The 26,802-nt window shown below is 69.9% G+C and carries 25 protein-coding genes and 1 pseudogene; 14 read left to right on the forward strand and 12 right to left on the reverse strand.

Features of this window, described 5'->3' with window-relative positions; genetic code table 11:
• Positions 1-11: 11 nt before the first annotated feature.
• Genes BLT21_RS14110 through BLT21_RS14120 form a run of 3 tightly spaced genes read right to left on the reverse strand, consistent with a single transcriptional unit; the run spans position 12 to position 3,717 of the window.
• Positions 12-1,655 (reverse strand): DNA repair helicase XPB, encoded by a 1,644-nt coding sequence (locus tag BLT21_RS14110; RefSeq protein WP_091503202.1) that lies wholly within the window; start codon positions 1,653-1,655, stop codon positions 12-14.
• 57 nt (positions 1,656-1,712) lie between these two features.
• On the reverse strand, positions 1,713-3,440 hold the full coding sequence (locus BLT21_RS14115; protein WP_091503204.1) for a helicase-associated domain-containing protein: 1,728 nt from the start codon (positions 3,438-3,440) through the stop codon (positions 1,713-1,715).
• Between the two features lies 1 nt (position 3,441).
• Positions 3,442-3,717 carry a multidrug ABC transporter ATPase gene (locus BLT21_RS14120; protein WP_091503207.1) on the reverse strand — a complete coding sequence of 92 codons (276 nt, stop codon included), beginning with the start codon at positions 3,715-3,717 and terminating at the stop codon, positions 3,442-3,444.
• Between the two features lie 113 nt (positions 3,718-3,830).
• On the opposite strand from BLT21_RS14120, the gene BLT21_RS14125 reads away from it, so the two are divergent.
• Together BLT21_RS14125 and BLT21_RS14130 are read left to right on the forward strand one after the other, a co-directional pair.
• Positions 3,831-4,214: a cold-shock protein gene (locus BLT21_RS14125; protein ID WP_091503209.1), complete on the forward strand. Its 384-nt coding sequence runs from the start codon at positions 3,831-3,833 to the stop codon at positions 4,212-4,214.
• Positions 4,198-4,902, forward strand: a complete 705-nt coding sequence (locus BLT21_RS14130) for a DUF3027 domain-containing protein (RefSeq protein ID WP_091503210.1) — start codon at positions 4,198-4,200, stop codon at positions 4,900-4,902. Before BLT21_RS14125 ends, BLT21_RS14130 begins: the two co-directional genes overlap by 17 nt.
• 75 nt (positions 4,903-4,977) lie before the next feature.
• Here the strand turns inward: BLT21_RS14130 and serC are convergent, their stop codons facing one another.
• The gene (gene serC, locus BLT21_RS14135; RefSeq protein WP_091503212.1) at positions 4,978-6,090 is read right to left on the reverse strand and encodes a phosphoserine transaminase; all 1,113 of its coding nucleotides are present in this window, start codon (positions 6,088-6,090) and stop codon (positions 4,978-4,980) included.
• 124 nt (positions 6,091-6,214) lie between these two features.
• On the opposite strand from serC, the gene BLT21_RS14140 reads away from it, so the two are divergent.
• The 3 genes from BLT21_RS14140 to BLT21_RS14150 all read left to right on the forward strand — a co-directional run bounded on the left by BLT21_RS14140 (position 6,215) and on the right by BLT21_RS14150 (position 8,861).
• On the forward strand, positions 6,215-6,913 hold the full coding sequence (locus BLT21_RS14140; protein ID WP_091503214.1) for an iron-dependent transcriptional repressor DtxR: 699 nt from the start codon (positions 6,215-6,217) through the stop codon (positions 6,911-6,913).
• 407 nt (positions 6,914-7,320) lie between these two features.
• A complete protein-coding gene (locus tag BLT21_RS14145) occupies positions 7,321-8,049 on the forward strand; it encodes a M23 family metallopeptidase (RefSeq protein WP_256336086.1) in 729 nt (242 codons plus the stop codon).
• A gap of 314 nt (positions 8,050-8,363) precedes the next feature.
• The gene (locus tag BLT21_RS14150) at positions 8,364-8,861 is read left to right on the forward strand and encodes an HNH endonuclease (RefSeq protein ID WP_091503218.1); all 498 of its coding nucleotides are present in this window, start codon (positions 8,364-8,366) and stop codon (positions 8,859-8,861) included.
• Between the two features lie 15 nt (positions 8,862-8,876).
• On the opposite strand, the gene BLT21_RS14155 is transcribed toward BLT21_RS14150, so the two are convergent.
• A complete protein-coding gene (locus BLT21_RS14155; protein WP_091503220.1) occupies positions 8,877-9,527 on the reverse strand; it encodes a TetR/AcrR family transcriptional regulator in 651 nt (216 codons plus the stop codon).
• A 70-nt stretch (positions 9,528-9,597) separates the two neighbouring features.
• Here BLT21_RS14155 and BLT21_RS14160 point away from each other — a divergent pair, with 70 nt between their 5' ends.
• Positions 9,598-10,521, forward strand: coding sequence for an ABC transporter ATP-binding protein (locus tag BLT21_RS14160; RefSeq protein WP_091503221.1), 924 nt, complete (start codon positions 9,598-9,600; stop codon positions 10,519-10,521).
• A 1-nt stretch (position 10,522) separates the two neighbouring features.
• Positions 10,523-11,278: an ABC transporter permease gene (locus tag BLT21_RS14165; RefSeq protein ID WP_091503224.1), complete on the forward strand. Its 756-nt coding sequence runs from the start codon at positions 10,523-10,525 to the stop codon at positions 11,276-11,278.
• Between the two features lie 11 nt (positions 11,279-11,289).
• On the opposite strand, the gene BLT21_RS14170 is transcribed toward BLT21_RS14165, so the two are convergent.
• Positions 11,290-11,808: a CGNR zinc finger domain-containing protein gene (locus BLT21_RS14170; protein WP_256336088.1), complete on the reverse strand. Its 519-nt coding sequence runs from the start codon at positions 11,806-11,808 to the stop codon at positions 11,290-11,292.
• A 128-nt stretch (positions 11,809-11,936) separates the two neighbouring features.
• On the opposite strand from BLT21_RS14170, the gene BLT21_RS14175 reads away from it, so the two are divergent.
• A complete protein-coding gene (locus tag BLT21_RS14175; protein ID WP_091503517.1) occupies positions 11,937-13,163 on the forward strand; it encodes an epoxide hydrolase family protein in 1,227 nt (408 codons plus the stop codon).
• Here BLT21_RS14175 and BLT21_RS15890 read toward each other — a convergent pair.
• Positions 13,115-13,501 (reverse strand): GNAT family N-acetyltransferase, encoded by a 387-nt coding sequence (locus tag BLT21_RS15890; RefSeq protein ID WP_371113457.1) that lies wholly within the window; start codon positions 13,499-13,501, stop codon positions 13,115-13,117. The genes BLT21_RS14175 and BLT21_RS15890 overlap by 49 nt on opposite strands.
• A gap of 214 nt (positions 13,502-13,715) precedes the next feature.
• On the opposite strand from BLT21_RS15890, the gene BLT21_RS14185 reads away from it, so the two are divergent.
• The 5 genes and pseudogenes from BLT21_RS14185 to BLT21_RS14205 all read left to right on the forward strand — a co-directional run bounded on the left by BLT21_RS14185 (position 13,716) and on the right by BLT21_RS14205 (position 21,231).
• A complete protein-coding gene (locus BLT21_RS14185; protein ID WP_091503227.1) occupies positions 13,716-14,252 on the forward strand; it encodes a hypothetical protein in 537 nt (178 codons plus the stop codon).
• A 35-nt stretch (positions 14,253-14,287) separates the two neighbouring features.
• Positions 14,288-14,974 (forward strand): annotated as a pseudogene (locus BLT21_RS14190) (diacylglycerol kinase family protein); the annotation flags it as partial.
• Positions 14,975-15,567: 593 nt separating this feature from the next.
• Complete coding sequence (locus BLT21_RS14195; RefSeq protein ID WP_091503231.1) at positions 15,568-16,269, forward strand: hypothetical protein; 702 nt, start codon at positions 15,568-15,570, stop codon at positions 16,267-16,269.
• 1 nt (position 16,270) lies between these two features.
• The gene (locus BLT21_RS14200; protein ID WP_091503233.1) at positions 16,271-17,812 is read left to right on the forward strand and encodes a DNA polymerase Y family protein; all 1,542 of its coding nucleotides are present in this window, start codon (positions 16,271-16,273) and stop codon (positions 17,810-17,812) included.
• Positions 17,812-21,231, forward strand: a complete 3,420-nt coding sequence (locus BLT21_RS14205; RefSeq protein WP_091503235.1) for an error-prone DNA polymerase — start codon at positions 17,812-17,814, stop codon at positions 21,229-21,231. Before BLT21_RS14200 ends, BLT21_RS14205 begins: the two co-directional genes overlap by 1 nt.
• A 96-nt stretch (positions 21,232-21,327) precedes the next feature.
• On the opposite strand, the gene BLT21_RS14210 is transcribed toward BLT21_RS14205, so the two are convergent.
• From BLT21_RS14210 to BLT21_RS14220, 3 genes are all read right to left on the reverse strand, one after another.
• Complete coding sequence (locus tag BLT21_RS14210; RefSeq protein WP_091503237.1) at positions 21,328-22,698, reverse strand: alpha-amylase family glycosyl hydrolase; 1,371 nt, start codon at positions 22,696-22,698, stop codon at positions 21,328-21,330.
• A 62-nt stretch (positions 22,699-22,760) separates the two neighbouring features.
• A complete protein-coding gene (locus BLT21_RS14215) occupies positions 22,761-24,074 on the reverse strand; it encodes an MFS transporter (RefSeq protein ID WP_256336090.1) in 1,314 nt (437 codons plus the stop codon).
• Complete coding sequence (locus tag BLT21_RS14220) at positions 24,071-24,658, reverse strand: winged helix-turn-helix domain-containing protein (RefSeq protein WP_176786924.1); 588 nt, start codon at positions 24,656-24,658, stop codon at positions 24,071-24,073. The genes BLT21_RS14215 and BLT21_RS14220 overlap by 4 nt, the downstream gene beginning before the upstream one ends.
• 78 nt (positions 24,659-24,736) lie before the next feature.
• Between BLT21_RS14220 and BLT21_RS14225 the strand changes: the two genes are divergently transcribed.
• Positions 24,737-25,243: a tetratricopeptide repeat protein gene (locus BLT21_RS14225; protein ID WP_091503519.1), complete on the forward strand. Its 507-nt coding sequence runs from the start codon at positions 24,737-24,739 to the stop codon at positions 25,241-25,243.
• A gap of 34 nt (positions 25,244-25,277) precedes the next feature.
• Here the strand turns inward: BLT21_RS14225 and BLT21_RS14230 are convergent, their stop codons facing one another.
• Both BLT21_RS14230 and BLT21_RS14235 read right to left on the reverse strand, forming a co-directional pair.
• Positions 25,278-26,021 (reverse strand): SDR family oxidoreductase, encoded by a 744-nt coding sequence (locus BLT21_RS14230; protein ID WP_091503243.1) that lies wholly within the window; start codon positions 26,019-26,021, stop codon positions 25,278-25,280.
• A 156-nt stretch (positions 26,022-26,177) separates the two neighbouring features.
• Entirely contained in the window at positions 26,178-26,645 is a 468-nt protein-coding gene (locus BLT21_RS14235; protein WP_091503245.1) for a DUF805 domain-containing protein, read from the reverse strand.
• Positions 26,646-26,802: the final 157 nt, after the last annotated feature.

A 26,802-nucleotide genomic window follows, 5' to 3' on the forward strand; every position in this document is an offset into this window, starting at 1 on the left:
GCTCCGGTCGGTCAGGCCGCCTCGAGGGTCTCGGCGTCGAGGATCGTGTAGCTGTATCCCTGCTCGGCGAGGAAGCGCTGCCGGTTCTGCGCGAAGTCCTGATCGACGGTGTCGCGCGCGATGAGGGTGTAGAAGCTCGCCGTGTGGCCGTTCGACTTCGGCCGCAGCAGACGCCCGAGACGCTGGGCCTCCTCCTGTCGCGAGCCGAACGAGCCGGACACCTGGATCGCGACCGACGCGTCGGGGAGGTCGATCGAGAAGTTCGCGACCTTCGAGACGATCAGCACCGGGATCTCGCCGGTGCGGAACGCGTCGTACAGCTCCTCGCGCTCGTCGACCGGCGTCGATCCGGTGATCTTCGGTGCCCCCAGTGCGTCGGCGAGCACGTCGATCTGGTCGAGGTACTGCCCGATCACGAGGATCTGCTCGCCGGGGTGCTTCGCCACGAGGTCGCGGACGACCCCGATCTTGGCGTGCGCGGTCGCTGCGAGGCGGTAGCGCTCGTCGTCGGCGGACGCCGCGTACTCGAGCCGGTCGGATGCCGGCAGGTCGACGCGCACCTCGTAGCAGACGGCGGGGGAGATGAAGCCCTGGGCCTCGATCTCCTTCCATGGCGCGTCGAACCGCTTCGGGCCGATGAGGCTGAACACGTCGCCCTCGCGCCCGTCTTCGCGCACGAGCGTCGCGGTGAGGCCGAGGCGCCGCCGCGCCTGCAGATCGGCGGTGAGCTTGAAGACCGGGGCGGGGAGCAGGTGCACCTCGTCGTAGACCACGAGTCCCCAGTCGAGGGCATCGAGCAGCGCGAGGTGGGCGTACTCGCCCTTACGCTTCGCCGTGAGGATCTGGTAGGTCGCGATCGTGACCGGCTTGACCTCCTTCGACTGGCCGGAGTACTCGCCGATCTCCTCGGGCGTCAGACTCGTGCGCTTGAGCAGCTCGTTGCGCCACTGGCGGGCGCTGACGGTGTTGGTGACCAGGATGAGGGTCGTCGTCTTGGTGTCGGCCATCGCCGCGGCCCCGACGAGGGTCTTGCCCGCGCCGCAGGGGAGCACGACGACGCCCGATCCGCCCTCGGTGAAGATGTCGACGGCCTTGCGCTGGTAGGGGCGCAGCGTCCAGCCGTCCTCGTCCAGCTCGATCTCGTGGGGCGTGCCCGGGGTGAAGCCGGCGAGGTCTTCGGCGGGCCAGCCGATCTTCAGCAGCTCCTGCTTGATCTGACCGCGCGCCCAGGCGTCGACGACGAAGGTGTCGGGCGTGGGGTGGCCGAGGAGCAGCGGCTGGATGCGCTTGTTCTTCGTGACCTCGGCCAGCACCGCGGCGTCCGTCGAGCGGAGGATCAGCGTGCCCTCGTCGTCGCGCTCGATCACCAGACGTCCGTAGCGTGTGACGGTCTCGCGGATGTCGGTCGACACCGACGGGGGCACGGGGAACCGCGACCACCGGTCGAGCGTCGAGAGCATGTCGTCGGCGGTGTGCCCGGCCGCGCGCGCATTCCACAGCCCCAGCCGGGTGATGCGGTAGGTGTGGATGTGCTCGGGGGCGCGCTCCAGCTCGGCGAAGATCGCCAGCTCGTGGCGCGCGTCCTCGGCGCTCGGGTGGGCGACTTCCAGCAGCACGGTGCGGTCGCTCTGGACGATCAGGGGGCCATCAGCCATAACGAGCAATCGTACCGGTGCTCGATGGGCGTCGGCCTGCGCAGCCCCCCCGAGCTTTCAGGACAGGCGTGCCGAGACGATGCTCGAGACCGGGAGGGTGCGCTCCACGTCCGAGGCGCGGTCGCGGCCGCGCAGGCGCCCGCCGCCCAGACCGGTCGCCTCGAGCACGAAGTCGCGGGTCGTTCCGTCGGGGAGTCGCACGGTGACCGTCACGACGGAGCGGGCCTTCACGGCCTGCTCGAGCTCGCGCCCGAGCCAGGCCGCATCCGCGTCGTCGGACGAGTGGGCTGCGCGCATGCGGTTCACCAGCGCCCGGTATACGTCATCACCCTCCTCGGCCGCAGACTGCTGCTCGGGGTCGACGAGGCGCGCGCGATCGAGCACCTGAACGTCGCCCGCCTCGTCGACAGCGGCGACGGGGTATCGCGCATCGCTCAGCATCCAGAACACCGCGTCGACGGAGCTGCGGCTGACGAGGCGATCGCCGTCGGGCACGAGCCCGATCGGGCGCAGCGCCTGATCGACGGCGAGGGTGTCGAGGATGCCGGGCTCGGATGCCGTGACCTGGGTGCGCCCCTGCGCGTCGATACCCACGCGGAGCCGGCCCTGGCGGCGTGCCGCCCGTTCGAGCTCGTAGGCCAGCGGCTGCGGCATCCCCGTCAGCGAGATGCTCGTGAGGAACTCGGCCAGGGCGGTGGCGTCCTCGCCGGCGGCGAGGGCCGCACCGATCGACTCGGCCGAGAAGCGGTAGGTCGAGGCCTGCGCCCGCGACTCTCGTCGTGCGGCCCGGCGCAGGCGCGCATCGATCGCGGGCTCGAGAGGGCCGGGGGCGATGGCGGTCAGGTCGTTCTGCAGGAAGATGCGGTCGACCTCGCCCGGCAGGCGCTCCTGCAGGGCGGCGAGATCGATGTCGCGCCCGGTCGCGAACCCCTCGGCCCAGCCGGCGGGTCGCCCCGATCCGTCGACGATCGCCCAGAACCGCCACTGGGCCAGCAGCCGGTCCGCGCGAGCGGACCACTGCGGGTCGAGCGGGTACGCCCCGTGCCAGTGCGTCAGCGGCAGCCATCCGCCGGATGAGGTGCGCAGCGCGGCGGGCAGCGCGTCACGCAGCCGCCGCGCGGCCGTGGCCCACCGGTCGACCGACCCGCGCAGCAGCCAGGCGCCGCCTTCCGGAGTCACCCGCCACTCGCGGTCGATCGGACCGAGCAACCCGGCGTCGAGTCCGATGGCGATGACGAGGTCGGCGGCATCGGGGTCGGCGACCGCGCCCGCATCGATGAGCCGGCGGCGGTCGCCCGCCCCGAGCGTGCCCGCCCCGGTGCGTCCGAGCGGCGCCGGGCCGGCGAGCGAGAGGACGTCGGCGAGCGACGAGAGCGCGGTGAAGGCCTGCTCGGCGAGCTGCGCGTCGTCTTCGGGCTCCGCGTGCCGCGAACCGGTGGAGGACGCGGCGGGGCGGGGAAGGTCGCCCCAGACGGCCGTCACACCTGCGTACGGCACGCCGTCGGGTGAGACGAGACCGAGGCGGGTCAGCTGCGCGCGCTCGTCGCCGGGAGGCACGGGGGCATCCGCCTCGACGGCGAGGTCGATCGCCTCGACGAGCGGCCGCGAGAGCAACGGTGCGGCCTTGGCCACCGCGGCGGGGTCGAGCAGGGCCTCCGCGGCATCGAAGAAGTCGGACCAGGCGGCCTCGGGCGGGATGCGGCGTCGGCGCAGGAGGTCGATGAGGGCGTCGTCGTCCGACGCGGCGAGCCAGGTCGCGAGAGCGCGTGCGTCGACGGGGGTCACGTCACCGGCCCTTGTTGGCCCGGCCCCGTCGGATGAAGGTCATGATGAGCACCGTCAGCAGCAGGGCGAAGGCGATGGGCGGGGCGATCCAGACGATCGCACTGACGGTCGGCCACGCGCCGGCACCGAAGTCGGCCTGTTCCATGCCCGTCGCCGTGCCGATGATGATGGCGAAGAAGCAGACGATCGCGAGGATCAGCAGCCCCAGCGACATGAACGCGAGAATGCGGTCTATGCGGCGGACCGGAAGGTCATCACCCGTGCTGCGCGTGCTCATCCGCATCAGCGTAGCGCTTCACGGCGGTGACGTAGGCTGGATGCCGGGGAGCAGGACGTCCCCGGGATTCCGTTCTGCCCGCGAGACGCGGGCCGTGACAGCGAGGTACGCACATGCCCACCGGCAAGGTCAGGTTCTACGACGACGAGAAGGGGTTCGGCTTCATCTCCTCCGATGACGGCCAGGACGTCTTCCTGCACGCCACGGCTCTTCCGGCGGGCACCGAGTCGCTCAAGCCCGGCACGCGCCTGGAGTTCGGGGTCGCCGACGGCAAGCGCGGGCTGCAGGCCCTCGCCGTCCGCGTCCTCGAGGCTCCCGTGAGCCTGAGCAAGCGCAACCGCAAGCCCGCGGACGACATGGCGATCATCGTCGAGGACCTCGTCAAGCTCCTCGACGGCATCGGCGCCGACCTCCGTCGCGGCCGGTACCCCAGCGCGGGTCACGGCAAGAAGATCGCCGCGGTGCTGCGCAAGGTCGCCGATGACCTCGACGCCTGAGCCCGCCGACGCTGCGACGTCGGACGAGACCGCTGCCGTGGACGCGCCGGAGGCTGCGGCGCGCGAGACAGGAGCGCCCGAGACGGTCGCTCCCATGGCCGCCGACGAACGGCTGATCGCCGCGCACGACCTGGCTCTCGCCGCACTCGGTGAGATCACGCCGCTCGCGACCGTCGGCGACCCCGTCGACTACGTCGTCGAGCCCGACGGCGTCGTCTCGCTGCGCTTCGCCAACCGTCTCGCCGGCTACCCGGGATGGCTCTGGACCGTCAGCGTCGCCGTCGTCCCCGACGCCGAGCCGACCGTGCTCGAGGTCGAGCTGCTTCCCGCGGCCGGCGCCCTGCTCGCTCCCGATTGGGTGCCCTGGGCGGTGCGTCTCGCCGAGTATCAGGCGGCGCAGGCCGCGGCGCAGGACGACGCCGACGACGAGGATGACGAGGCCGACGCCGACCTCGATGACGACGCCGACCTCGATGAGGACGACGACGTCGATGAGGACGACGACGTCGACGACGAGTCCTTCGCCGACGGCAGCACCGCGGTGACGCACGCGGGAGACGTCGACGGGGTCGACATCGACGCTCTCGACGCCGGTGCTTCCGATGGCACCGAGGACGACGAGGACGACGACGAGTCCGACGAGGACGACGACGAGTCCGACCACGACGAATCGCTCTGGGAGCGCTGAGCGAACTCAGCCCGGACGACAGAACGGATGCCGCGCGATGCGGCATCCGTTCTTCGTCTCACGGGCGGAACCCGTTCAGAGGCGCTCGATCGTGTAGTCGATGCACTTGATCAGCTGACGCACGTCCTCGGGTTCGATCGACACGAACGTCGCGATGCGCAGCTGGTTGCGGCCGAGCTTGCGGTACGGCTCGGTGTCGACGATGCCGTTGCCCCGCAGGCTCTTGGCGACCGCTGCGGCGTCGACCGAGTCGTCGAAGTCGATCGTGACGACCACGGGCGAGCGGTCGGCGGTGTCGGCGACGAAGGGCGTCGCGTGCTCGGACGCCTCGGCCCAGTCGTACAGCGCCGATGACGACTCCGCGGTGCGGTCGGCGGCCCACTGCAGTCCGCCGTTGCTGTGGATCCACTCGAGCTGCTTGTCGAGCAGGTAGAGCGTCGCGACGGCGGGGGTGTTCAGCGTCTGGTTCAGGCGCGAGTTGTCGAGCGCGTTCTTGAGGCTGAGGAATTCGGGGATGTAACGGCCCGAGGCCGCGACCCGCTCGATCCGCTCGATCGCCGCGGGGGAGACCGCTGCGAACCAGATGCCGCCGTCGGAGCCGAGGTTCTTCTGCGGGGCGAAGTAGTAGACGTCGCACTGCGAGACCGAGAAGTCGATCCCGCCCGCGGCACTCGTGGCGTCGATCACCGTGAGGGCGCCCGCGTCGCCGGCCACGCGGCGCACCGGAGCGGCGACGCCGGTCGAGGTCTCGTTATGCGGCCAGGCGTAGACGTCGACGCCCTCGACCGCCTCGGGGGCGATGCTCGAGCCGGGCGCGGCCTTGCGGATGTCGGGCGCCTGCAGCCACGGTGCGGAGGCGGCGGTGCCGAACTTCCCGCCGAACTCGCCGAAGACGAGGTTCTGGCTGCGGTTCTCGATGAGGCCGAACGCCGCGGCATCCCAGAACGCCGTCGATCCGCCGTTGCCGAGGATGATCTCGTATCCGTTGGGCAGCCGCAGCAGATCGGAGAGGCCGGACCGTACCTGGCCGACCAGGCTCTTCACGGGCGACTGGCGGTGCGACGTGCCCAGCAGGATCGAGCCGGGACCCGACAGGGCAGCGACCTGCTCCGGACGGATCTTGGCGGGGCCGCAGCCGAAGCGGCCGTCGCGGGGAAGGATGTCTCGGGGCAGGGTGACGTGCGCCATGAGCCGATTCTAGGGGCGACGCCCGGGGTCGCCGTGCCACGGGGCGGAGGTAAGGGCAGCCTCCGATGTCGTCACCAGCGGATAGGCTGGAACCCTTCCAACCGCGCGTACGACAAGGGCTGTGATGACCGATCTCATCGACACGACAGAGATGTATCTGCGTACCATCCTCGAACTCGAGGAAGAGGCGATCGTCCCTCTGCGCGCCCGCATCTCCGAGCGTCTCGGCCACTCCGGACCCACCGTCTCGCAGACCGTCGGCCGCATGGAGCGCGACGGTCTCGTCGTCGTCTCGGAGGACCGTTCGCTCGAGCTGACCGACAGCGGTCGGCAGAAGGCCGTCGACGTCATGCGCAAGCACCGTCTGGCCGAGCGCCTGCTGAGCGATGTCATCGGGCTCGACTGGGCGTACGTGCACGAAGAGGCGTGTCGCTGGGAGCACGTGATGAGCGAGCTCGTCGAGCGCCGCCTCATCGAGCTGCTGGGCCACCCGACCGAGTCGCCGTACGGCAACCCGATCCCCGGTCTCGACCAGCTCGGCGACGTGCCGGCGCGCACCTTCGACGACGGCGTCGTCGGCCTGGTCCGCCTGCTCAACGAGACGGGCGGACCCATCGAGGGCACCGTTCGTCGCCTCGCCGAGCCGGCTCAGGTCGACCCCGAACTGCTGCAGCAGCTGCGCGCCGCGGGAGTCGTCCCGGGGGGCGAGGGCACCTTCCAGTTCTCCGAGGGGTACGTCCTCGTGCAGATGGACGGCACCGACGAGGGTCTCGAGCTGCCGGTCGAGGTCGCCTCGCACATCTTCCTCACGCGCCGCGACTGACGGCGGTCCGCCCGCCGGCGAGTCTGAGCGTCGGGTGGGTAAGGCGACCACAGCGTGACTTATTCGTTACCTTCCGGTAGCCTCGAGAAGTCTTCAGGCGAGAAGCCCGCCCGAGACCGCCGCCTGGATTGCCTCTTCGGCTCGTCGTCCACGCGGTGACACCCGAAACGTCGCGTGCATCGTCACGCAGTATCGACGAGCCAGCGCAGACCACCGCGCAGAGGCGCCGGAGGACTGATTTGGCTGAACACAACGATTCGTCGGTAGACGTACCCGAGGTCGACACGACGAATCCCGACCGCTCTGGTCGCGCTCTGCGTGCCCCGCGCCGTTTCTCGGTAGCGAAGAGGCAATCCCGTGAGGTCGCACCCGCAGACAACCGAGCCGCACGCCGCCGTCGCGGTCGCGTGAACCCCGTCCGCAGCACCTTCACGGTCGCCGCCGTCGTCGGTCTCGTCGCCACCGTCGCGATCCCGGCCTTCGCTGCGGTCCGCAGCACGTCGGCCGATGCCATGACGCTGCAGCAGGTCGCTGCCAACAACGCGCAGTCGATCGTCGTGGCGTCCGAGGTCGCACCCGCCGCCCTCGACCGCAGCGGCTTCACAGCGACCACGCCCGAAGAGATCCAGAAGAAGAAGGACGAGGAGGCAGCCGCCAAGGCCGCCGCCGAAGCCCTCGCGAACCGCATCTCTGCGAGCAGTTCGACCGCCTCGTACAGTCAGTCGATTCCGCTCGTCGCCCCGGGCTCGGGTCTGGTGCGCCGGCCGCTGATGTCGTTCAACAACTTCGGCACCCCGTACGCCGGTCACCGCGGCACCGACTACATGGCCGACCGCGGCACGCCGATCTACTCGGTCGCCGACGGCACCGTCGTCGCGTCGAGCGAGAGCGGCCCCGGTTGGGGTGTCTACGTCAAGGTCGCCCACAACATCAACGGCACCAACGTCACCAGCCTCTACGCGCACATGGACTGGGGCACCCGGGCCGTGCAGGTCGGCGACACCGTCTCGGCGGGTCAGCTGCTCGGCCAGGTCGGCGACACGGGCCGCGCGTTCGGAACCCACCTGCACCTCGAGATCGTGGTCGACGGCGCGTACATGAACGCCGAGTCGTGGCTCGTCGCCAACGCCGGCTGACGACACGCACCATCCGTTCATCTCCCGGCGACCTCTAGCGGTCGGGGGTGTATTACCCTGAACGCGACGCTCGCGCACGCCGAGGGGAGAGCTGATGGGACCAGTACCAGGCATTCGAACCGTGAATGCGATCGGACGCTACGTCCTGCGGCATCGTGTGCACCACTGCGGCCTCGGCCGTGATTCAAGGCGCTGTCTTCATGACAGCGCCTTTTTTCGTGCCCACACCCCGGCGGGATCTGCCCGCACGGTGTGCGCGTCGTCGATCACCGAACATCCGCTGAAGCCGTCAGGGCAGTTCGTGAGGACAGGAAATGCGCACTCTGGTACTGAACGCCGGGTATGAGCCACTCGCTGTGGTGTCGTTCCGTCGGGCCCTCCTCCTGGTGTTGAACGACAAGGCGACGATCGTCGAGCACGTCGTCCACGACCCCGTTCTCGGGATCGATGGGACGTACGAGCGCCCGGCGGTCATCGTCCTGACCCGGTACGTCCGCATCCCGAATGCGCGACGAGTGCCCGTCACGCGGCGGGGGGTGCTGCGTCGCGACGCGCACCGCTGCGCATACTGCGGAAAGGCGGCGTCGACCATCGACCACGTGATGCCGCGCTCGCGCGGCGGCAGCAACTCGTGGGAGAACCTCGTCGCCTGCTGCCTGCGGTGCAACAACATGAAGAGCGACCACACCCCGCAGGAGATGGGGTGGGAGCTGCGCTGGCTGCCGAAGCCGCCGCGCGGTCCGCAGTGGACCGTGCGGGGCACCGAACGCACCGATCCGCGCTGGGAGCCCTACCTGTCGCTCGCGGCCTGATCGTCGCTGCGTGCGCTACTCCGCTTGTCGGCCGTAGGCGCGCAGGAACGCGTCGGCGCCATCGGTCATGATCTGTCGAACCCGCTCGGCATCGGTCCGGCGGCGAGCCGGCTCATTGAGAACCCGGAGCGTTGTGAGGGCATGGAAATGCTCGGCGGCGAGCCCCGGGTCGTCGAGCTCGAGCAGGCCCGCGGACGCGAAGTGAGCGAAGCGCTCGGCGAGGACGTCGGCGTGCGCTCGGTCCAGAGGGTGGTCCTCGAGCTCGGGCAGGAGTGACTCGTTTTCCGAGATCAGCTTGATCGCGGCAGCGTAGTTCGTCGACGTGGCGAGGAAGCCCCCGAGTTCGGCAGCGAACGCGCTCACGGCCCGGTGCAGACCGCCGTGCGCGTCGAGCGCGATGGCGTCCGGCAGGTGCTTCTCGGCCAGCTCGCGGAGGGTGCTCACGGCTGTCTCGCCCGCGTTCTCGACGACTCCGAGCAGGAGCCGCCGCTTGTCGCCGTAGTAGTCGTAGACGGTGCGCTTGGACACACCCGCGCGTGCGGACACCGCATCCATACTCGATCGCTCGACGCCCACCTCGACGAAAAGCTCTCTCGCCGCCGTCAGTATCGCGGAGCGCTTCTGCTCTTGGCCTCGCCGGACCGGGCTCGCATCGATCATCGTCATCCTTCTCCTCGCAGCCCGAACTCTACACCGACCAGTGCAGGGATACACCACACGGTGTAGTGTACCTGGCGTGCAGAAGACAACCGAGGTATCTCTCCGAGCTCACGATCTCGTCAAGCGCTACGGAACCGTCACCGCCGTCGACGGTCTCTCGTTCCACGTGCGCCCCGGGCTGGTGACGGGCTTTCTCGGACCGAACGGAGCGGGCAAGTCCACCACCCTCCGCATGTTTCTCGGCTTGGATAAACCCACGAGCGGCGCCGCGACCGTGAACGGGCGTCGCATGCATGAGTTGGACCATCCGATGCGGGTGATCGGAGCCATGCTCGATGCACGTGCCGTCCACCCGCGGCGTACGGCCGTGGATCATCTGGCGTCCGTCGCGCGCGCCGGGGGCGTGCCGCGGGGACGGATCGGCGAGGTCCTGGAATTGGTGGGCCTGGCTGAAGCGGGGAACCGGCCGGCCGGCGACTTCTCCCTGGGGATGAAGCAACGGCTGGGGATCGCTACCGCGTTGATCGGCGACCCCGGCATCGTCATCTTCGACGAACCCCTCAACGGCCTCGACCCCGAAGGCATCCGCTGGGCTCGATCCCTGATGCGCGAGCTCGCTGCGGAAGGCCGATCGGTGCTGTTCTCGAGCCACCTGATGGGTGAGATGCAACTCACCGCGGACCGCCTCGTCGTCATCAACCGCGGTCGCCTGCTCGCAGACCAGGCCCTGGACGACTTCATCGCCTCGCACACGAACGAGCATGTTCGCGTGCGCACTCCGGATGTCGCGGTCCTGCGTGATGCGCTCATGCGAGCCGGCTTCCTGGTGCGGGCAGACGCCGATCGCACCGACGTCCTCATCGTCGCGGGAGTGACGACGGAGAGTGTCGGCCGCATCGCCGCCGCTTCCGACGCCGAGGTGTTCGAGCTCACCCTTGTTCGGGATTCGCTCGAAGATGCGTTTCTCGCCATGACCACGATCGAGCAGAAGGCCGCCTGACATGAACCTCTTCGCTTCCGAGTGGATCAAAGCGCGCAGCGTCCACAGCACGTGGATCCTCGCTGCCTCGGCAGTCGTCGTGACGGTGATGGTCAGCCTGCTGGGGGTCAGTGGGCTCGTGGCCGATGGGCAGACCGCCCTCCCGACCGATTTCGACCCCACCGGCATCAGCTTCAAGGGCATCCTCGTCGGTCAGATCCTTCTCGCGACCATCGGTGCGCAGGCCATCACCAGTGAATACGGCTCGGGGCAGATCATCACGAGCCTCGCCATCGTGCCCCGGCGCGGGGCCCTGTTGGCGTCGAAGCTGGCGGTTTCGGCGCTCATCGGCATGGTCGTCGCGGTCGCAGCGGTGGCAGGCAGCTTCGGCGCCACTCAAGCCGCGCTCGCTACGGCCGGTCTGCCCCTGTCGGCGCTCGATGATCCTGATACTGCTCGGGCCATCGCCTGCGCCATCGTGTACCTCGTTCTCACGGCCGTCCTCGGCCTCGGGTTCGGCATCATCACACGAAGCTCCTCCGGTGCGCTCGCGATCATCGTGACGGTCGCGCTTCTCGTGCCCGCTCTCGCCCCGGGGATGCCCGGGGCTCTGGGTGAGTTCGCGGGGACGTATTGGCCCACGACGGCTGGCCAGGCCTCTTATGCGGTCGCGACGACGAGCGGGATGCCGCCGCTGGTGGGGCTCGGGATCATGGCGATCTTTTCCCTAGGGACGACCCTCGGCGCTCTCGTCGTCCTCAGAGCGCGTGACGTGTGACGTCGTTCCGCTCATGTGTGCTTCGCGCGTAAGCGGGCCTTCTTCGCGTGGTTGCCGCACGTGTTCATGTCGCACCACCGTCGAGTGCGGCTCCTGCTGGCGTCGAAGAACGCCGCACGACAGGTCGGTGAGGCGCACAGAGCAAGCGCGCCGGGTCGCGCGCCGGAGATGATGTCCACCGCATCCGCGGCGACGACCCCCAGTGCGGCGTCGACCGTGGCGGGGGAGCCGAGGTGCCAGCGCCGTTCGCCGGCATCGGTCAGCACCGAGCTCGCCGTGCCGCGTGCACTGAACTCGTTGATCTGTGCCACCGCGTCTGGCGGCAACGTCGCATCCTGAGCGCGCGCCGTCGCGGCCGCATGGATCGCCTCGCGCAGGACGTAGGCCCGATCGAGGTCCGACGCCGAGCACTGCGCGACCGCCAGATCGAACTCGTCGAACCAGGCCTGCAGTCGAGCTGGTGTGGGAATGCGCTCGACTCTGGCGCCGTGCCGCTCGGTCAGCGTGCCCGTGAAGCTCGTCGCCAGCACCGAGCCGATCCGGAACTCGGGAAAGTCGTCTGACATGGCACCACCATAGCCGGTTCCATTAGGTGTGGATCTCTGGTAGAACCGGCTATGACGGTTCGCGCCCGCGTGCTGCGACGAATGGAGTGAACATGACCGCTTCCCACCCGTCAGAGTCGGTATCGCCGTTCACTCCGCAGGTGACGGATGCCGAGCTCAACGACCTGCGTGCGCGCCTGGGCGCGGCCCGTCTGCCCGAACGCGAGACCACGCGGCTCGACGCCGGCGGGCGGGAGCGCTGGCAGCAGGGTCCGCCGCTCGCCGACGTCGCCAGCCTCATCGACTACTGGCGAACGGCCTACGACTGGCGCCCGTTCGAGCGGCGTCTCGCCGAGATCGGTCAGTTCCGCACGGTCGTCGACGGCCTCGGCATCCATTTCCTTCACCGCCGGTCGTCGCGCCCCGATGCGGTGCCGTTGATCATGACGCACGGCTGGCCGGGCAGTGTCGCCGAGTTCGTCGACGTGATCGATGACCTCGCAGAGCCGAACGAGCCGACCCTTCCGGCCTTCCATGTCGTGGCGCCGTCGCTGCCGGGATACGGCTACTCCGACAAGCCCGATGAATCCGGATGGGGCACCGAGCGGATCGCCGCAGCGTGGATCCAGCTCATGGCACGCCTGGGCTACGACCGGTTCCTGGCGCACGGCGGCGACTGGGGCGGTCCCATCACGATCGCGCTCGCCGGACGGTTTCCGAGCCATGTGATCGGGATGCACACGACCACGCCGCAAAGTCCGCCGGGTCTCAGCATCGATGGTCTCGACGCGACCGAGCGGCGGTGGGTCGACGAGACGCGCGCGTTCGAAGAAAACCGACTCGCCTACGCGAAGGTCATGGCGACGTCGCCGCAGACCATCGGCTACGCGCTGGTCGACTCTCCGCTGGGCTTGCTCGCGTGGATACTGGAGAAGTTCTCCGAGTGGACGGACACGGTCGACACCCCCTTCGAGAGCATCACGCGCGACCGGCTGCTCGACAACGTGACGCTCTACTGGCTGACGCGCACAGGTGCGTCAGCGGCGCGCATCTACTTCGAGAGCCACCAGTCGCTCGACCCCCACCTCCGTGTCGACGTGCCAGCCGCTCTCACGACGTATCCCCACGACATCGAGAAGCACCCCCGTCCGTGGGCGGCGCAGCGCTTCCGAAACATCGTCCGGTGGCGAGAAGCGGAGCGCGGCGGGCACTTCCCGTCGCTCGAGATGCCCGGCGCCTTCGTCGACGATCTGCGGCAGGGGCTCGCCGCCGTGCTCGCGAAGGCCGGGAATCAGAGTGTCGCGGACGAGGGCGGAGAGAGCGCCTTCCGCATCCGGTAATTCGTCAGCTCGACCCCCTCTTTGACCGGATGCTGCTCGCGGACGACGCGGAATCCGACGCTCTCGAAGAAGGGCCGAGCGGCGATGCTGACGTCGGAAGTGAGCTCGGGCGTCGCCGCTGACCGGGCCCGCTGCTCGATGAAACAGAGCAGGGTTCGCGCGATTCCGCGACGCAGGTGCCGCGGGGAGACGAACAGCATGTCGATGTAGCCGTCGCCGTCGACGTCCGAAAACCCCACCACCTCCTCGCCCGCGACAGCGACGACTGTCGCGCGGCCGCTCATGGCATCGTTCCACGAGGGGAGGTCGCGACGTCCGGGCTGAGCCCACGCCTCGATCTGCTGCGCGGTTTAATGCGCTGCCGCAGTCTGGGTGATCGCTTCGGTGAAGACGGTGAGCGTCGCGGCGGCGTCGGCAGCCCGATAGGGGCGCGTGGTGACGGGCAGGGCGTCGGAAACGTTCACGTGATCCAACCTGCCACGCCCAGCCCGTCCCGGCCTCTCGCGGTCGGCAACCTGTGAGCCTCACATCTGGGAGGCGTAACGTCCGGTCATGAGCGCATATTCACACCACGAAGCTCCCTCCACCCACAATCTCGGCCTCGACTCCGTGTTGGTGGGGTCGCTTCCCACCGGCTTGATGACCGACGACCCGCCCGCGCGGTACACCGTGGAGGCGGTGTTCACCCGGCGTCCGGGGAAAGAGGAGATCCGAGACGTTCTCGGCGGGTCCACACGCGAGCTGTTGGCGCGTTCCGGCTATCCCGATGTCGTGCTGACTGTCTCGGATCGGCGTCTGGAGATCCACAACACGACGCTGGAGGAGCTACGTGACGGCCTCGCGGAGTTGATCGCGTTGAGACTGGCGGAGATCAGTGAACGGGTCCGAAGCGAGAGGGAGGCATCGGACGACAGCGCACGCACGTTCGCGGCACGGGAGCTCGAGCGGGCCGCGGCGGTCGCGACTCTGGCGGAGACGGTGGTTTTCACCGCGCCGCCGGTCGAGGGCGACGCGGCTCGGCAGCGCGCCGACGCGTACCGCGTCCAGATCGAGGGGTGGTCCGCAGTAGGGGGCGGCGTCTCTCGGTGAGCCAGGATTCGGGGAGGAGCGCACCCCACGCGGCGGTGGTCTTCCATCCCGGAAAAGTAGACGTCGAACGGCTTCGCCAGATCGTCACGGCTCATGGGTGCGCGGCGGGTTGGGCACCGACCCGGTGGTATCCGACCCAGGCGGAGGACTCTGGGCGCGGGGCCGCTCAGGATGCCGTGGACGACAAGCCGGCCGTGGTGCTGGTCGCGGGCGGCGATGGAACGGTCCGTGCCGCGGCGGGGGTCCTGCAGGGCACCGGCGTGCCCGTCGTGCTCATCCCCGCCGGGACGGGGAACCTCCTCGCCCGTGAACTGGGCGTTGCTCTCGCTGATCTCGATACGGCGGTGTCGGCGGCCTTCTCCGGGTGCGAGCGGCGCATCGATGTGGCTGTCGCCGATCTCAGCGACTCCGACGGCGAGTGGACCTCGCACGCTTTCGTCGTGATGGCGGGGATCGGGCTCGATGCGGACATGGCTGCCAACACGAATGCTCGTGCGAAGAAGCATCTCGGGTGGCTCGCGTACGTCTCGCCGATCGCGCGATCCGTCCTTGCCAACCGGCTGTTCCGCATCGACTACCGGATCGACGGGAGCCGGTCGCGCACCGCTCGGGCGCACACCGTCATCGTCGGCAATTGCGGAACGCTCGCCGGAAACATGCTGCTCATTCCGCGGGCGAGCATCGATGACGGGTTCTTGGATGTGGTGATGATGCGACCGCGCGGCCGGCTCGGATGGGCCGGGATCGGTTCCCGTCTGACGCTGCAAGGAGCCGCGCGGCGATCGCGCTTCACCCGCCGCATCCTTGCTCGGGCTCCGGAGCTCCACTCGCTCGCCTATGCGCGGGGTCGGGTATTCGAGGCCACGTTCGAGGTTCCGCGTGTGGTGCAGCTCGACGGTGACAGCTTCGGTCACGTCACTGCTGCGCGCATCACCGTCCGTCCTGGCGTGCTCCTGATCCGTGTGCGGAAACCGGACCCTGAGACTGCTCCGGTGTCAGGGGCGGCGTCTCGCACGCTGCCGGATGATCCCGAACACGAGGGTTCCGATGGTCAACACGACGCCGATGATTCCTAGCCAGAGCAGCCCCTCGAACGCGAACCCCACGATCGACAGCACCACCCACACGATGATCAAGATCACAAGTACTGTCCACATGCTTGTGACCATACGCTTCGCCAGCCCCGGGGGATACGGGTAGCAGCGGTAGCGGGCCTCACGCCGACGCGGAGCGGATGTCGCAAGTCGGTCGTATCTTCGATCTCGACATTGATGGTCTAGAACATATGTTCTACCCTTGCTGAGTGAGGTCGATCATGCGCAATCCCGCTGCCGCCGAGGACGTGCAGCGACTGCGCGCGCAGATGGAACGGATGCAGGGGCGCCGCCTCGACGCTCCGGTGCTGCCGACTCATCCTGCCCTGGCCGGACTGCTGCCCGGGCGGGGGCTGCGGCCCGGCGCCGCCTATTCGCTCGGCTCGTCGTCTTCGCTGCTGTTCGCGCTGCTCGCGCAGCCCTCGCAGACCGGCTCGTGGTGCGGCGTGATCGGCATGCCGGGATTCGGTGCCGAGGCCGCGGAGCACGCCGGGGTCGATCTGTCTCGCGTGGTGCTGATCCCCGATCCGGGCGCACGCTGGCTCGCCGTCACCGCGACGATCGCCGATGTGCTCCCCGTCGTCGCCGTGCGTCCGCCCGAACGGGCGAAAGACTCCGACATCGCCAAGCTCGCCGGCCGGCTGCGCGACCGCGGAACGGTGCTGCTCGTGCAGGGGCCGTGGCCGCAGACCGAAGCCATGCTCGATGTCGCCGATCCGCGGTGGTCTGGGCTGGGCGACGGTGATGGCTACCTCAGCGACCGCGAGCTGACGGTCACCGTGTCGAGCCGGCGGTTCCCCGTGCCCCGCTCGGCGCGGATGCTGCTTCCCGCACCCGATGGGGCGATCTCGGCCGCCCCGCACGAGCGCGCCTTCGCGGGCACGCCGGTCGCCGAGCCGATCCCGATGCGCCGGGCGGTCTGACATGACCGAGCAGAGCGTGAAGGCGCCGGTGCGCAGCCTCGTCGTCTGGGTGCCCGACTGGCCGGTCGTGGCGTTCGTGCGAGACAGCGGCGGCGACGCGAACGCGCCGATCGCGGTGTTCGAGAAGGGCATGGTCGTCGCCTGCTCGGCGTCGGCCCGCGCCGACGGCGTCTCCCGGGGGCAGCGGCGACGCGACGCGCAGGCGCGATGCCCCGGACTGCTGGTCGCGGAGGCCGACGCGGTGCGAGACCACCGGCAGTTCGCACCGATCGTCGCCCGCCTCGAAGAGATGGCTCCGGGCGTGCAGGTGCTCGAGGCGGGGTTGTGCGCGCTGCGGGTGCGCGGTCCGGCGCGCTTCTACGGCGGTGAGACCGAGGCAGCCGGCGCGTTGCTGGCCGCGGCGGCCGAGGGCGACCTCGACGTGCGGGCCGGCGTCGCCGACGGGCCCTTCACGGCTCAGCAGGCGGCCCGGATGAGCACGCGTCCCGAACGGCCCATCCGCGTGGTCGAAGCCGGGCGGTCGGCGGAGTTCCTGGCGCCGCTGACGATCGCCGTGCTCGACGACGACACGGTCGACCTGTTCGCCCGGCTCGGGGTGCAGACCCTCGGCGATCTGGCCGCGATCGACCCCGAGCGTCTCGTCGAGCGGTTCGGACCCCGTGGCGTCCGACTGCACGGGCTCGCAGCCGGAGCCGACTCCCGCCCTGTCGTCCCGCGCACCCCGCCCCCCGAGCTGCACCGCGAGGTCGCGTTCGAACCGCCCCTCGATCTCGCCGATCAGGTCGCATTCGGCATGAGGGTCGCCGCAGAGGAGTTCATCGCCGGTCTCGGGGCGGTCGATCTCGTCTGCACCGAGCTGCGGGTCATCCTCACCGGCGACCGGGGCGAGACCAGCAACCGCGTCTGGCTGCATCCCGGCACGTTCGACGCCGCCGCCGTGGTCGACCGGGTGCGATGGCAGCTGGCCGAGAGCGGCAAGCTCACGAGCGGTGTCGCACGGGTGAAGATCGAGCCCGAATCGGTCGATGCGGCCTCCCATCACGCCGTCTCGCTGTTCGGCTCCGGTCCCGAGCAGCGGGTGCACCACGCCCTGTCGCGCGTGCAGGCGATGCTCGGGCACACGGGGGTGGTGACCCCCGTCGTCGGAGGCGGGCGGTGGCTCATCGAGCGGCAGGTGCTCGTGCCCTGGGGCGACCGGCCCGTGACGAGCTCCCGCGAACGGCCCTGGCCGGGGAGCATGCCCGACCCCCTGCCCGCCACGGTGTTCGAGCGCGCCCTGCCGCTGGCCGTCGTCGACCGTGAGGGCGACATGGTGGCGGTCGACGGTCGCGGCGAGCTGACGGCGACGCCCGCGGCCCTGGTATCGGCATCCGGGTCGCGCGGCATCCGCTCGTGGGCTGGTCCCTGGCCGGTGATCGAGCGCGAATGGGATGCGGCGCGCGCGCGGCGGGCGCATCGGTTCCAGGTGGTCGACGCCACTCAGACCGCGTGGCTGCTGGTGTGCGATGGCGGCGAATGGTCGGTCGAGGGGCGGTACGACTGATGGGCTTCAACAACCCCTCGGTGCCGTGGTCCGAGATCGAGCGGCTGCTCAGCGGCAACCGGGCGCCGAGCGCGCCCCCGGGGGCGGACGGCGGCGACAGCCCCGCATGGTCGCGTAAGCGCGGCACGTATTCGGCGCCGAGCATCGAGCGACCCGACGACGCCGTGCCGTACGCCGAGCTGCACGCGCACACGTCGTACTCGTTCCTCGACGGCGCATCCTCACCCGAGGAGCTCGCCGAAGAGGCCGAGCGGCTGGGCCTCCACGCCCTCGCCGTCACCGACCACGACGGCTTCTACGGCATCGTCCGTTTCGCCGAGGCCGCCGAGCAGCTGTCCGTGAAGACCGTGTTCGGCGCCGAGCTGTCGCTCGACCTGCCCCAGCGCGTCGGCGCGGCCCGCAACGAGGCCGACCCGCCGGGGGAGCACCTGCTCGTGCTCGCCCGCGGCGAAGAGGGCTACCACCGGCTGGCGAGCGCGCTCACGCAGGGACAGCTCGCCGGAGCCGAGAAGGGCAAGCCCCGCTACCGACTCGACGATCTGGCCGACATCGCCGGTGGACAGTGGGCGATCCTCACCGGGTGCCGCAAGGGCGCGGTGCGGCGTGCGCTCATCGATCGGGGAGCGGATGCCGCCGCCTCCGAGCTGGACGCTCTGGTGGCGCGTTTCGGCCGCGACGCCGTCGAGGTCGAGCTGACCGACCACGGCGAGCCGCTGGACTCGCGGCACAACGACATCCTCGCCGGGCTCGCCCGAGAGCGGGGCCTGCCGATCCTCGCGACGAACAACGTGCACTACGCAGTTCCCGAGCGAGCGCACCTCGCTGCCGCGATCGCCGCCGTACGAGCCAACCGCGGGCTCGACGAGCTCGACGGCTGGCTGCCGTCGCATGCCGGGGCGCACCTGCGCTCCGGCGCCGAGATGACACGGCGTTTCCGTCGATACCCCGGGGCCGTGGCGCGCACCGTCACCGTCGCCGACGAGCTCGCCTTCCCCCTGCGCCGGGCCAAGCCCGCCCTGCCGAAGCTCCCCGTGCCCGAGGGGCACACGCCGATGTCGTGGCTGCGACAGATCGTGTGGGAGGCGGTGCCGCGCAAGTATCCCGGCCTGCCGCCCGAAGACCGCGACCGCATCGAACGGGAGCTGGCCGTCATCGAGCAGAAGGACTTCCCCGGCTACTTCCTCATCGTCTACGGCATCGTGCAAGAGGCGCGGCGTCGCGGCATCCTGTGCCAGGGGCGGGGATCGGCGGCGAACAGCGCCGTCTGCTACCTGCTCGACATCACCGCGATCGACTCCATCTACTACCGGCTGCCGTTCGAGCGCTTCCTCTCGGCGCTGCGCGAGGAGGAGCCCGACATCGACGTCGACTTCGACTCCGACCGGCGCGAGGAGATCATCCAGTGGGTCTACACCACCTATGGCCGCGAGCGTGCGGCGCAGGTCGCCAACGTCATCCAGTACCGGCCGAAGAACGCCGTACGAGACATGGCGAAGGCCCTCGGGCACTCACCCGGCCAGCAGGACGCCTGGTCGAAGCAGGTCGAGCGCTGGGGGGCGACTCTCGACACCGGTCCCGACCACGACATCCCCGAGCGGGTGCTCGTCTACGCCGCCGAGCTGCTGAAAGCCCCGCGGCACCTGGGCATCCACTCGGGCGGCATGGTGCTGACCGATCGGCCCGTCGGCGAGGTCGTGCCGATCGAGCACGCCCGCATGCAGGACCGCACCGTCATCCAGTGGGACAAGGACGACGCCGCGTGGATGGGACTGGTGAAGTTCGATCTGCTCGGCCTCGGGATGCTCGCCGCCCTGCAGTACTGCTTCGACCTCATCGAGGGCTCGACGGGTGAGGTGTTCGAGCTGTCGACCCTGCCGAAAGAAGAGGCCGCGGTCTACGACATGCTGTGCCGGGCCGACTCGATCGGGGTGTTCCAGGTCGAGTCCCGCGCGCAGATGGGGCTGCTGCCGCGCCTGCAGCCGCGCCGGTTCTACGACCTCGTGATCGAGATCGCGCTCATCCGACCCGGGCCCATCCAGGGTGGCGCCGTGCACCCGTACGTGCGGCGCAAGCTCGGCTACGAGACGACGACGTACCCGCACGAGAAGCTCAAGCCCGTGCTCGAGCGCACGCTCGGTGTGCCGGTCTTCCAGGAGCAGCTGATGCAGATGGGCATGGTCATCGGCGGGCTCTCAGGAGAGGATGCCGACCTGCTGCGCCGCGCGATGGGTTCGAAGCGCGGCATCGAACGCATCGACTCGCTCAAGCAGAAGCTCTACGACGGCATGGCCGAGAACGGGCTCGTCGGTGCTGAGGCCGACGACATCTACGCGAAGATCCAGGCATTCGCGAACTTCGGCTTCGCCGAGAGCCACTCGCTGTCGTTCGGGCTGCTGGTGTACGCGAGCTCGTGGATCAAGCTGCACTACCCGGCCGCGTTCCTCGCCGGACTGCTGCGCGCGCAGCCGATGGGGTTCTACTCGCCGGCGACGCTCGCGGCCGACGCCCGCCGCCATGGGGTCGAGGTGCGGCGCCCCGACCTGCAGCTCTCGGGCGCCGAGGCCGTGCTCGAGGCCGTGCTCGAATCCGTGTCGGGTGAGGCGGGGCGGCCGGGACCGACGGGACTCGACAGCTGCCTCGGCGAGCAGCCTCCCGTGCCGGTCTTCGACATCACCGCCCCCGACGAGTCGGCGGCGCATCGCCGCGACGGCGGCTTCGCCGTGCGGTTGGGGCTCGCCGCGGTCACCGGCATCGGCAAGAGATTCGCCGAGCGGATCGTCGCCGAGCGCGAGGCATCCGGTCCCTACCGCGACATGCGCGACCTCGTGCGGCGCACGGGCGCCGACACGACGCAGCTCGAGGCGCTCGCCACCGCGGGGGCGCTCGAGTGCTTCGGCCACACCCGCCGCGAGGCGATCTGGCTGGCGGGATCGGCCGCGCAGGACCGGATCGAGTACCTGCCCGACTCGCTCATCGCCGTGCAGCCGCCGCTGTTCACCGATCAGTCGAGCTACGACGTGCTCGCCTCCGACCTGTGGGCGACGGGCATCTCGCCCGACGATCATCCGATGACCCACTACCGCTCGCAGCTCGACGCCCGCGGGGTGCTGACCGCGACCGATCTGCGCGAGCACGAAACCGGCCGTCGAGTCGAGATCGCCGGACTCGTCACGCACCGGCAGCGGCCGGCCACGGCATCCGGCATCACCTTCCTCAACCTCGAAGACGAGCACGGGCTGATGAACGTCATCTGCTCGACGGGCATGTGGCACCGTTACCGCCGGGTCGTGCGCGACAGCCCCGCGCTCATCGTCCGCGGCATCCTCGAGCGGTCGAACGAGGGCGTCGTGAACATCCTCGCCGACGCGTTCGAAGACCTGCGGGTGGGGGTGAGGCACCAGTCGCGGGACTTCCGGTGAGCCGGGCCGCCGGCGCCGGCGTCGGCGCCGGACACCGACCCGACGCGAATCGTCGCTACGCGAGCGGGAGAAGAGCCATTCGAGTCGGGTCGAGCGTCAGGAGGAGGGAGCCGACAGCACCGCCCAGCCACGAGCAGGCAGCGACGCGGTGCTGCCCTCGAGGTCGTCGGCGGCGCCGGCGAGAAGCTGCGTCGCATCGGCGACCGGCACGGTCACGGGCGCGTCGGCGAGGTTGAGGGCGGTGACGACGGCATCCGTCCCGGTCGCGGTCCGCAGCACCATCGCCGTGTTGTCGATGTGGATGACGTCGGTGTGGGCGCGGTGCAGCCAGGGATGCTGCCGGCGGATGGCGATGAGCTGCTGGTGCGTGCGGAGGATGTGCTGCGAGCTCGCCGACAGCGAGTCGGGCGAAGGGGGTGCGTCGGGGAACTCGGGACGCACCGCATCGTCGCCGCCGAGACGCTCCTCCTTGACCGCTTCGTAGCCGTACTCGTCGCCCGCGTACACCGAGGGCACGCCCGCCACGGTGAACAGCACCGCGAGGGCATGCGGCACCAGTTCCGCGCCGATGGCCGAGGCGATGCGCGTGACGTCGTGGTTCCCCACGAATGTCTGCGGCGCGAACACCGGCAGCAGCTCGTTGTTCCGCTCGATCGCGTGCTTCAGCTCGAACAGGTTGCCGTCGGCGATGCCGTGCCAGATGCCCTGCCACAGCTCATACTGCGTCAACGAGTCGATCGTCGACTCCTCGACGATGCGGGGAGCGTCGCCGTGGATGACCTCGCCGAGGAACCACGCGTCGGGATGCGCAGCGCGGACCCGCGGCAGGACGTGCGCCCAAAAGGCCGGAGGCACGGCGTAAGCGGCATCGAGGCGCCATCCGTCGATTCCTCGGTCGAGCCAGTGGTTCATGACCTCGACGACGAGGTCGGCGACGGCGGGGGAGTCGTGGTTCAGCGCGACGAGTGCGTCGTGTCCCTCGAACACGTCGGCGTCGACCGGATCACCCGTCTGCCAGTCGTCCCAGCGCACACGGAAGAGGTCGGCGGTGTCGGCCTCGGGTCCGCGCTTCTCCAGCTCGTGGAATGCGGGGTGCTCACGACCCACGTGGTTGAACACACCGTCGAACAGCACACGGATGCCGCGGTCGTGCGCGGCGGCGATGAGACGGTCGAGATCACGGCCGTCGCCGAGGCGGGCGTCGAGGCGGAAGTAGTCGGTGGTGTCGTAGCCGTGCGTGCTCGAGGCGAACACCGGCCCCAGCAGCAGCCCGTTCAGGCCGAGCTCGACGGCATGGTCGAGCCACGCCTCGATGCGGCCGAGCCGGTGCTCGACGTGCCCGCCCGCGTTGTCGGCATCCGCCGACGCATCGTCGATGCCGTCGCTGTCGTCGGGTCGGATCGGCGCCCCGGTGAAGCCCAGCGGGTACACGTGCCACCACATGACGGTCTCGGCCCAATTGCTCATCACGGCAGTCAACACGAGTGGGGCCCCCACCGGGAACGACGTGCGAGCACGCCGCCGGGGGCTTAAGGTGCGGTGTCACGGGGCCGGCGGCGGTCCATCAGATGCCACGATCCCCCGGCGAGAGGCGACAGGGTCGCGAGCGTATACACGACCGCGATGAGCCCGAATGCGACGAGGAGACCGACGCCGTCGGCGAGGATTCCGCCCATCAGAGCGCCGAGCGGGACACCGGCCCACGTCCCGGCGTTCAGCAGCCCGAAGACCCGGCCGCGCAGGGGAGCGGGAACGCGCTCGAGCTGAACGGCGCCGAGGATCGGGTTGAGTGCGCCGGCCGCAAGTCCCGACACCGCCACCACCGCGAGCAGGACGGGAAGCGGGGCCGCGAGTGCGAAGGCAGCGCTCGACGGACCGCCGGCGATGAGGAAGCAGATAGTGAACGTCAGGCGCCGCGGCATCCGGTGCGCGACGAATCCGAACGTGATGTTGCCGAGCAGTGCGCATCCGCCCATGACCGCGACGATGACCGCGAGCGCCGCGGCGCCGCCGAGCTCGGCATTCGCGTACAGCGGCAGCAGGGTCGATCCGCGGGCCGCGTCGAGCAGGTTCGTGATGAGCACCATGCCGACGATGAGTCGCATGAGCGGATCGCGTAGGACGAAGCGAAACCCGTCGCGCAGTTCGTGCCAGTACGACGATTGTGCGTTCTGTGTGACGGCGTCGCTGTCGGTGGGCACGCGGGCTGCCGTCGCGGGGACCATCGCTCGCGTCACGGTGGCGGAGATGAAGAACGCCGCGGCATTCGTCACCAGCGCGATCGTCGGCCCGAGGAGGGCGACGAGCGCGCCGGCGATCGATGCGCCGATCAGCTTGGATAGTCGCTCTGATCCGTCGAGGAGTCCGACGCTCCGCTCGATCCGGATGCCGGCGGCCGCGGTGAGCTCGGGCAGTAGGACGCGGCGCGCGATCTGGCCCGGAGTGTCGAGCATCCCGCTGGCGAAGACGATGAGCAGCAGCGCCCAAAAGGGCAGGCCCACGGTCAGGGCGAGCGCGGGGATGGCGAGAACGGTCACCCCGCTCATGACGTCGGCGACGACCGCGGTGCGGCGGCCCCCGACGCGGTCGACGACGACCCCTCCGAAGACTCCACCGAGGATGACGGGCGTGGTTGCGGCGAAAGCAGCCAAGCCGACCTCGATGCCCGAGCCGCCCGTCGACAAAACGTAGAAGGGGATCGCGAAGGCGGTGATGACGTTGCCGGTCTGCGACACAGCGTGCGCCGACAGCAGCGCATACAAGGCTCGGGAGGCTCGGCGGTGCTGTCGGGGGTCGCCAGACGGATCGCCGACGGTGCTCGCCGGCGACGGTGGGGCAATCACGGCCGGCGGTAGGCCTGATAGACGAGTGCGACCGGCACAGCGGGCCCGCCGTCGTCGTGGTCGCGACGCGCCGCCGTGTCGACCCATCGTTCGACGAGAGACTCGAGTTCGGTCTTCATGGCGCTCAGCTCTTCGAGTGTGAGGCGGAGCGTGCGGTCGCCGGTCGTTCCGGCGGCGACCCATTCGACCGGGAAGGTCGGCATCGCGTCGACGTACTCGCTGTACCGGGCGGCGTAGACCTGCGCGATCGATTTCTCAAGCGACGCGGACGCCGCCCGTCGGGCCGGATCCGAGAGCTGTTCGGACGGCTCCCAGCTCGTGAGGGCCGCGGTGGCCTGCCACCAGCGCTCGCGCTTGTCCGAGCTTCGTGTCTCGGCGGGTTCGATCAGTTCGACCGCGGCGAGTTTGCCGAGGTGGTAGCTCACGGTTCCGGGAGCCTCGTCGACGACATCGCCGAGCTGGGCTGCGGTCTGTGGCCCGTGCTCGCGGAGGAGCGTCAGCAAGCGCAGTCGCGTCGGGTGTGCGAGCGCGCGCATCGCGGTGGCGCTCTCGAGTCGGGAGGCGGGCCGGCCGTCGGGTGTCATGTCTTCACGATAGAAGGACAAGAGATATTGCGCAACATATCTTGTGCTAGTCTTGCGCTGCTGCACTGGAGGATGGTCATCGTGGACGACCTGTACGCCGAGCTCGACCGGATCTTCGCCGAGCGCGATCGCGACGACATGGCGCCGACCATCGCCGCGCTGCTGCCGCTGCACGAACAGCATCCCGACGACGCACGCGTCACCTACGAGCTCGCCGGCGCCGATGACACAGCAGGCGACGAGAGCGAGGCCGTCGGCCTGTACGAGCGCGCGCTTGCCACAGGGCTCGCGGGTGACATCCGTCGGCGCTGCCTGTTGCAGTACGGCAGCACCCTGCGCAATCTCGGACGTGTCGATGAGTCGCTGGCGGCCTTCGCGCGCGGGCGCGACGAGTTCCCGTCGTCGGTGTCGCTCGGCGCGTTCGAGGCGCTCAGCCTGCATGCCGCGGGCCGGACCGACGACGCGCTCGCTGGACTGCTCGTGCTTCTCGCCGACCATGTCGATGCCGACGAGCTCGAGCGCTACAAGCCCGCGCTGCGGGCGAACGCGGCGTTCCTGGCGTCGCGCGGTGGGTCTGTGACCTGAGCTGTCGGGGGCGGAGCCCCGCCGTGATCGTGCGTCAAGCGTTCGCGGCGAGCCAATCGGCGAAGGTGATGGTGCCGCGGTCGGCGTTCGCGTGTCCGCGCAGGCGGCCCGACGACATCGCTCGACCGAACGATCCGGGAAGCCGCATCTCGATCGTGGTCCGGCGGATGCCGCGGGCATTGAGCAGCGCTCGCGTCATGTCGATGAGCAGCTCGTCACGCGGACCGGTCAGGTCGCGCGCACGCCCGATCGGCTCGCCCTCGGCCAGCGTCACGAGACGGTCCGCGACCTCGGCGGCCGCTATCGGGCGTACGCGGGCGGCGGGAACCACCGACACCGGGCCGACCTTGCCCCGTTCGAGCGTCTGCTCGGTGAACTCGTGGAACTGGGCTGCCCGCAGGATGGTGTGCGGGAGCGGCCCGCGCTCGACGGCCCGCTCGTGCGCGAGCTTGCCGCCGTAGTAGGAGGCATCGACGCCGTCGATGCCGACGATCGACAGAGCCACGAGATGCTTCACGCCCGCGGCGGTGCCCGCCCGGTGCAGGTTGCCCGCGACGGTCTCGAAGAAGTGCCGCGACCGGTGCCGCGAGAGCGTCTGGATTCCGGTGACATCGACGATCGTGTCGACCCCGACGAGCGCAGGCGCGAGGTCGGCCCCGTGCACCAGGTCGTGCCCTTCGCTCCGCGCAAGCGCCACCACCTCGTGTCCCCGCTCTGAGGCGAAGCGGTGAACATGTCTGCCGACGGTGCCGGTCGCCCCGGCGATCGCGATTCTCACGCGCTCAGTATGTCGCCTTGCCGGTGCTGCGTCGCGTGCTCGGGCGTCTCATCTGTCAGAAGTCGCCGCTGCCAGCACCGTGAGGGGGCGCGAAGTGCCAGATGAATCGGCCTCGCCCGTAGACGGGCGCTCGAAACGACACTGGCCGCGCCGCTGTCAGCGGTCGAAGCGTGCGCCGGCGGGGTTGGAGGGCAGCGCGCAGAGCACGAGGACGGCCAGGCTGCCGGGGCCCGCGATGAAGTTGAGGAACCAGAACGGTCCGGCGAGGTTGGCGTCGTGCAGGCGGCGCCACGAGAGCGCGATCGTGGGAACGAGGATCGCCAGGTGCCAGATGACGATCAGCAGCGCGCCGAACCCGAAGAGCGGGCCAGGCTCGGTCGTGCCGGTGGCGGAGTTGTAGGTTGCCCCCGAGAAGCCCAGGATGCCGGCGAGGATGTAGAGCACGGCGGTCACGAGGAACGCGGCGAGGTACCACCACCAGAACTCGCTGCGGCTCGCGCGACCGGTGAACGTCGCGTACTTCTTCCAGAACCGGCTGAACGCCTGGCCGAACGTGGCGCCGTACAGGGGCTGCGACAGCGGGTCGACGTGCGAAGCGGCGGGCTGCGGGGCGGCGTAGGTCACGGGTTCCTCCAGGAAAGGGCGACGGTGGCGCCGGAGCGGCGCGCTTCATCATCCCGTAGTGGCGTTTCGGGTGTGCGTCGCTGGGCGGGCCGTGACAGCGGCGGTGTCCGACCGATAGAGTCCGCGTCCTTCGCCTGTCACCCCCACGCCGCTACTA

The sequence above is a fragment of the Microbacterium sp. cf332 genome (genome assembly GCF_900102175.1).
GTDB lineage: Bacteria > Actinomycetota > Actinomycetes > Actinomycetales > Microbacteriaceae > Microbacterium.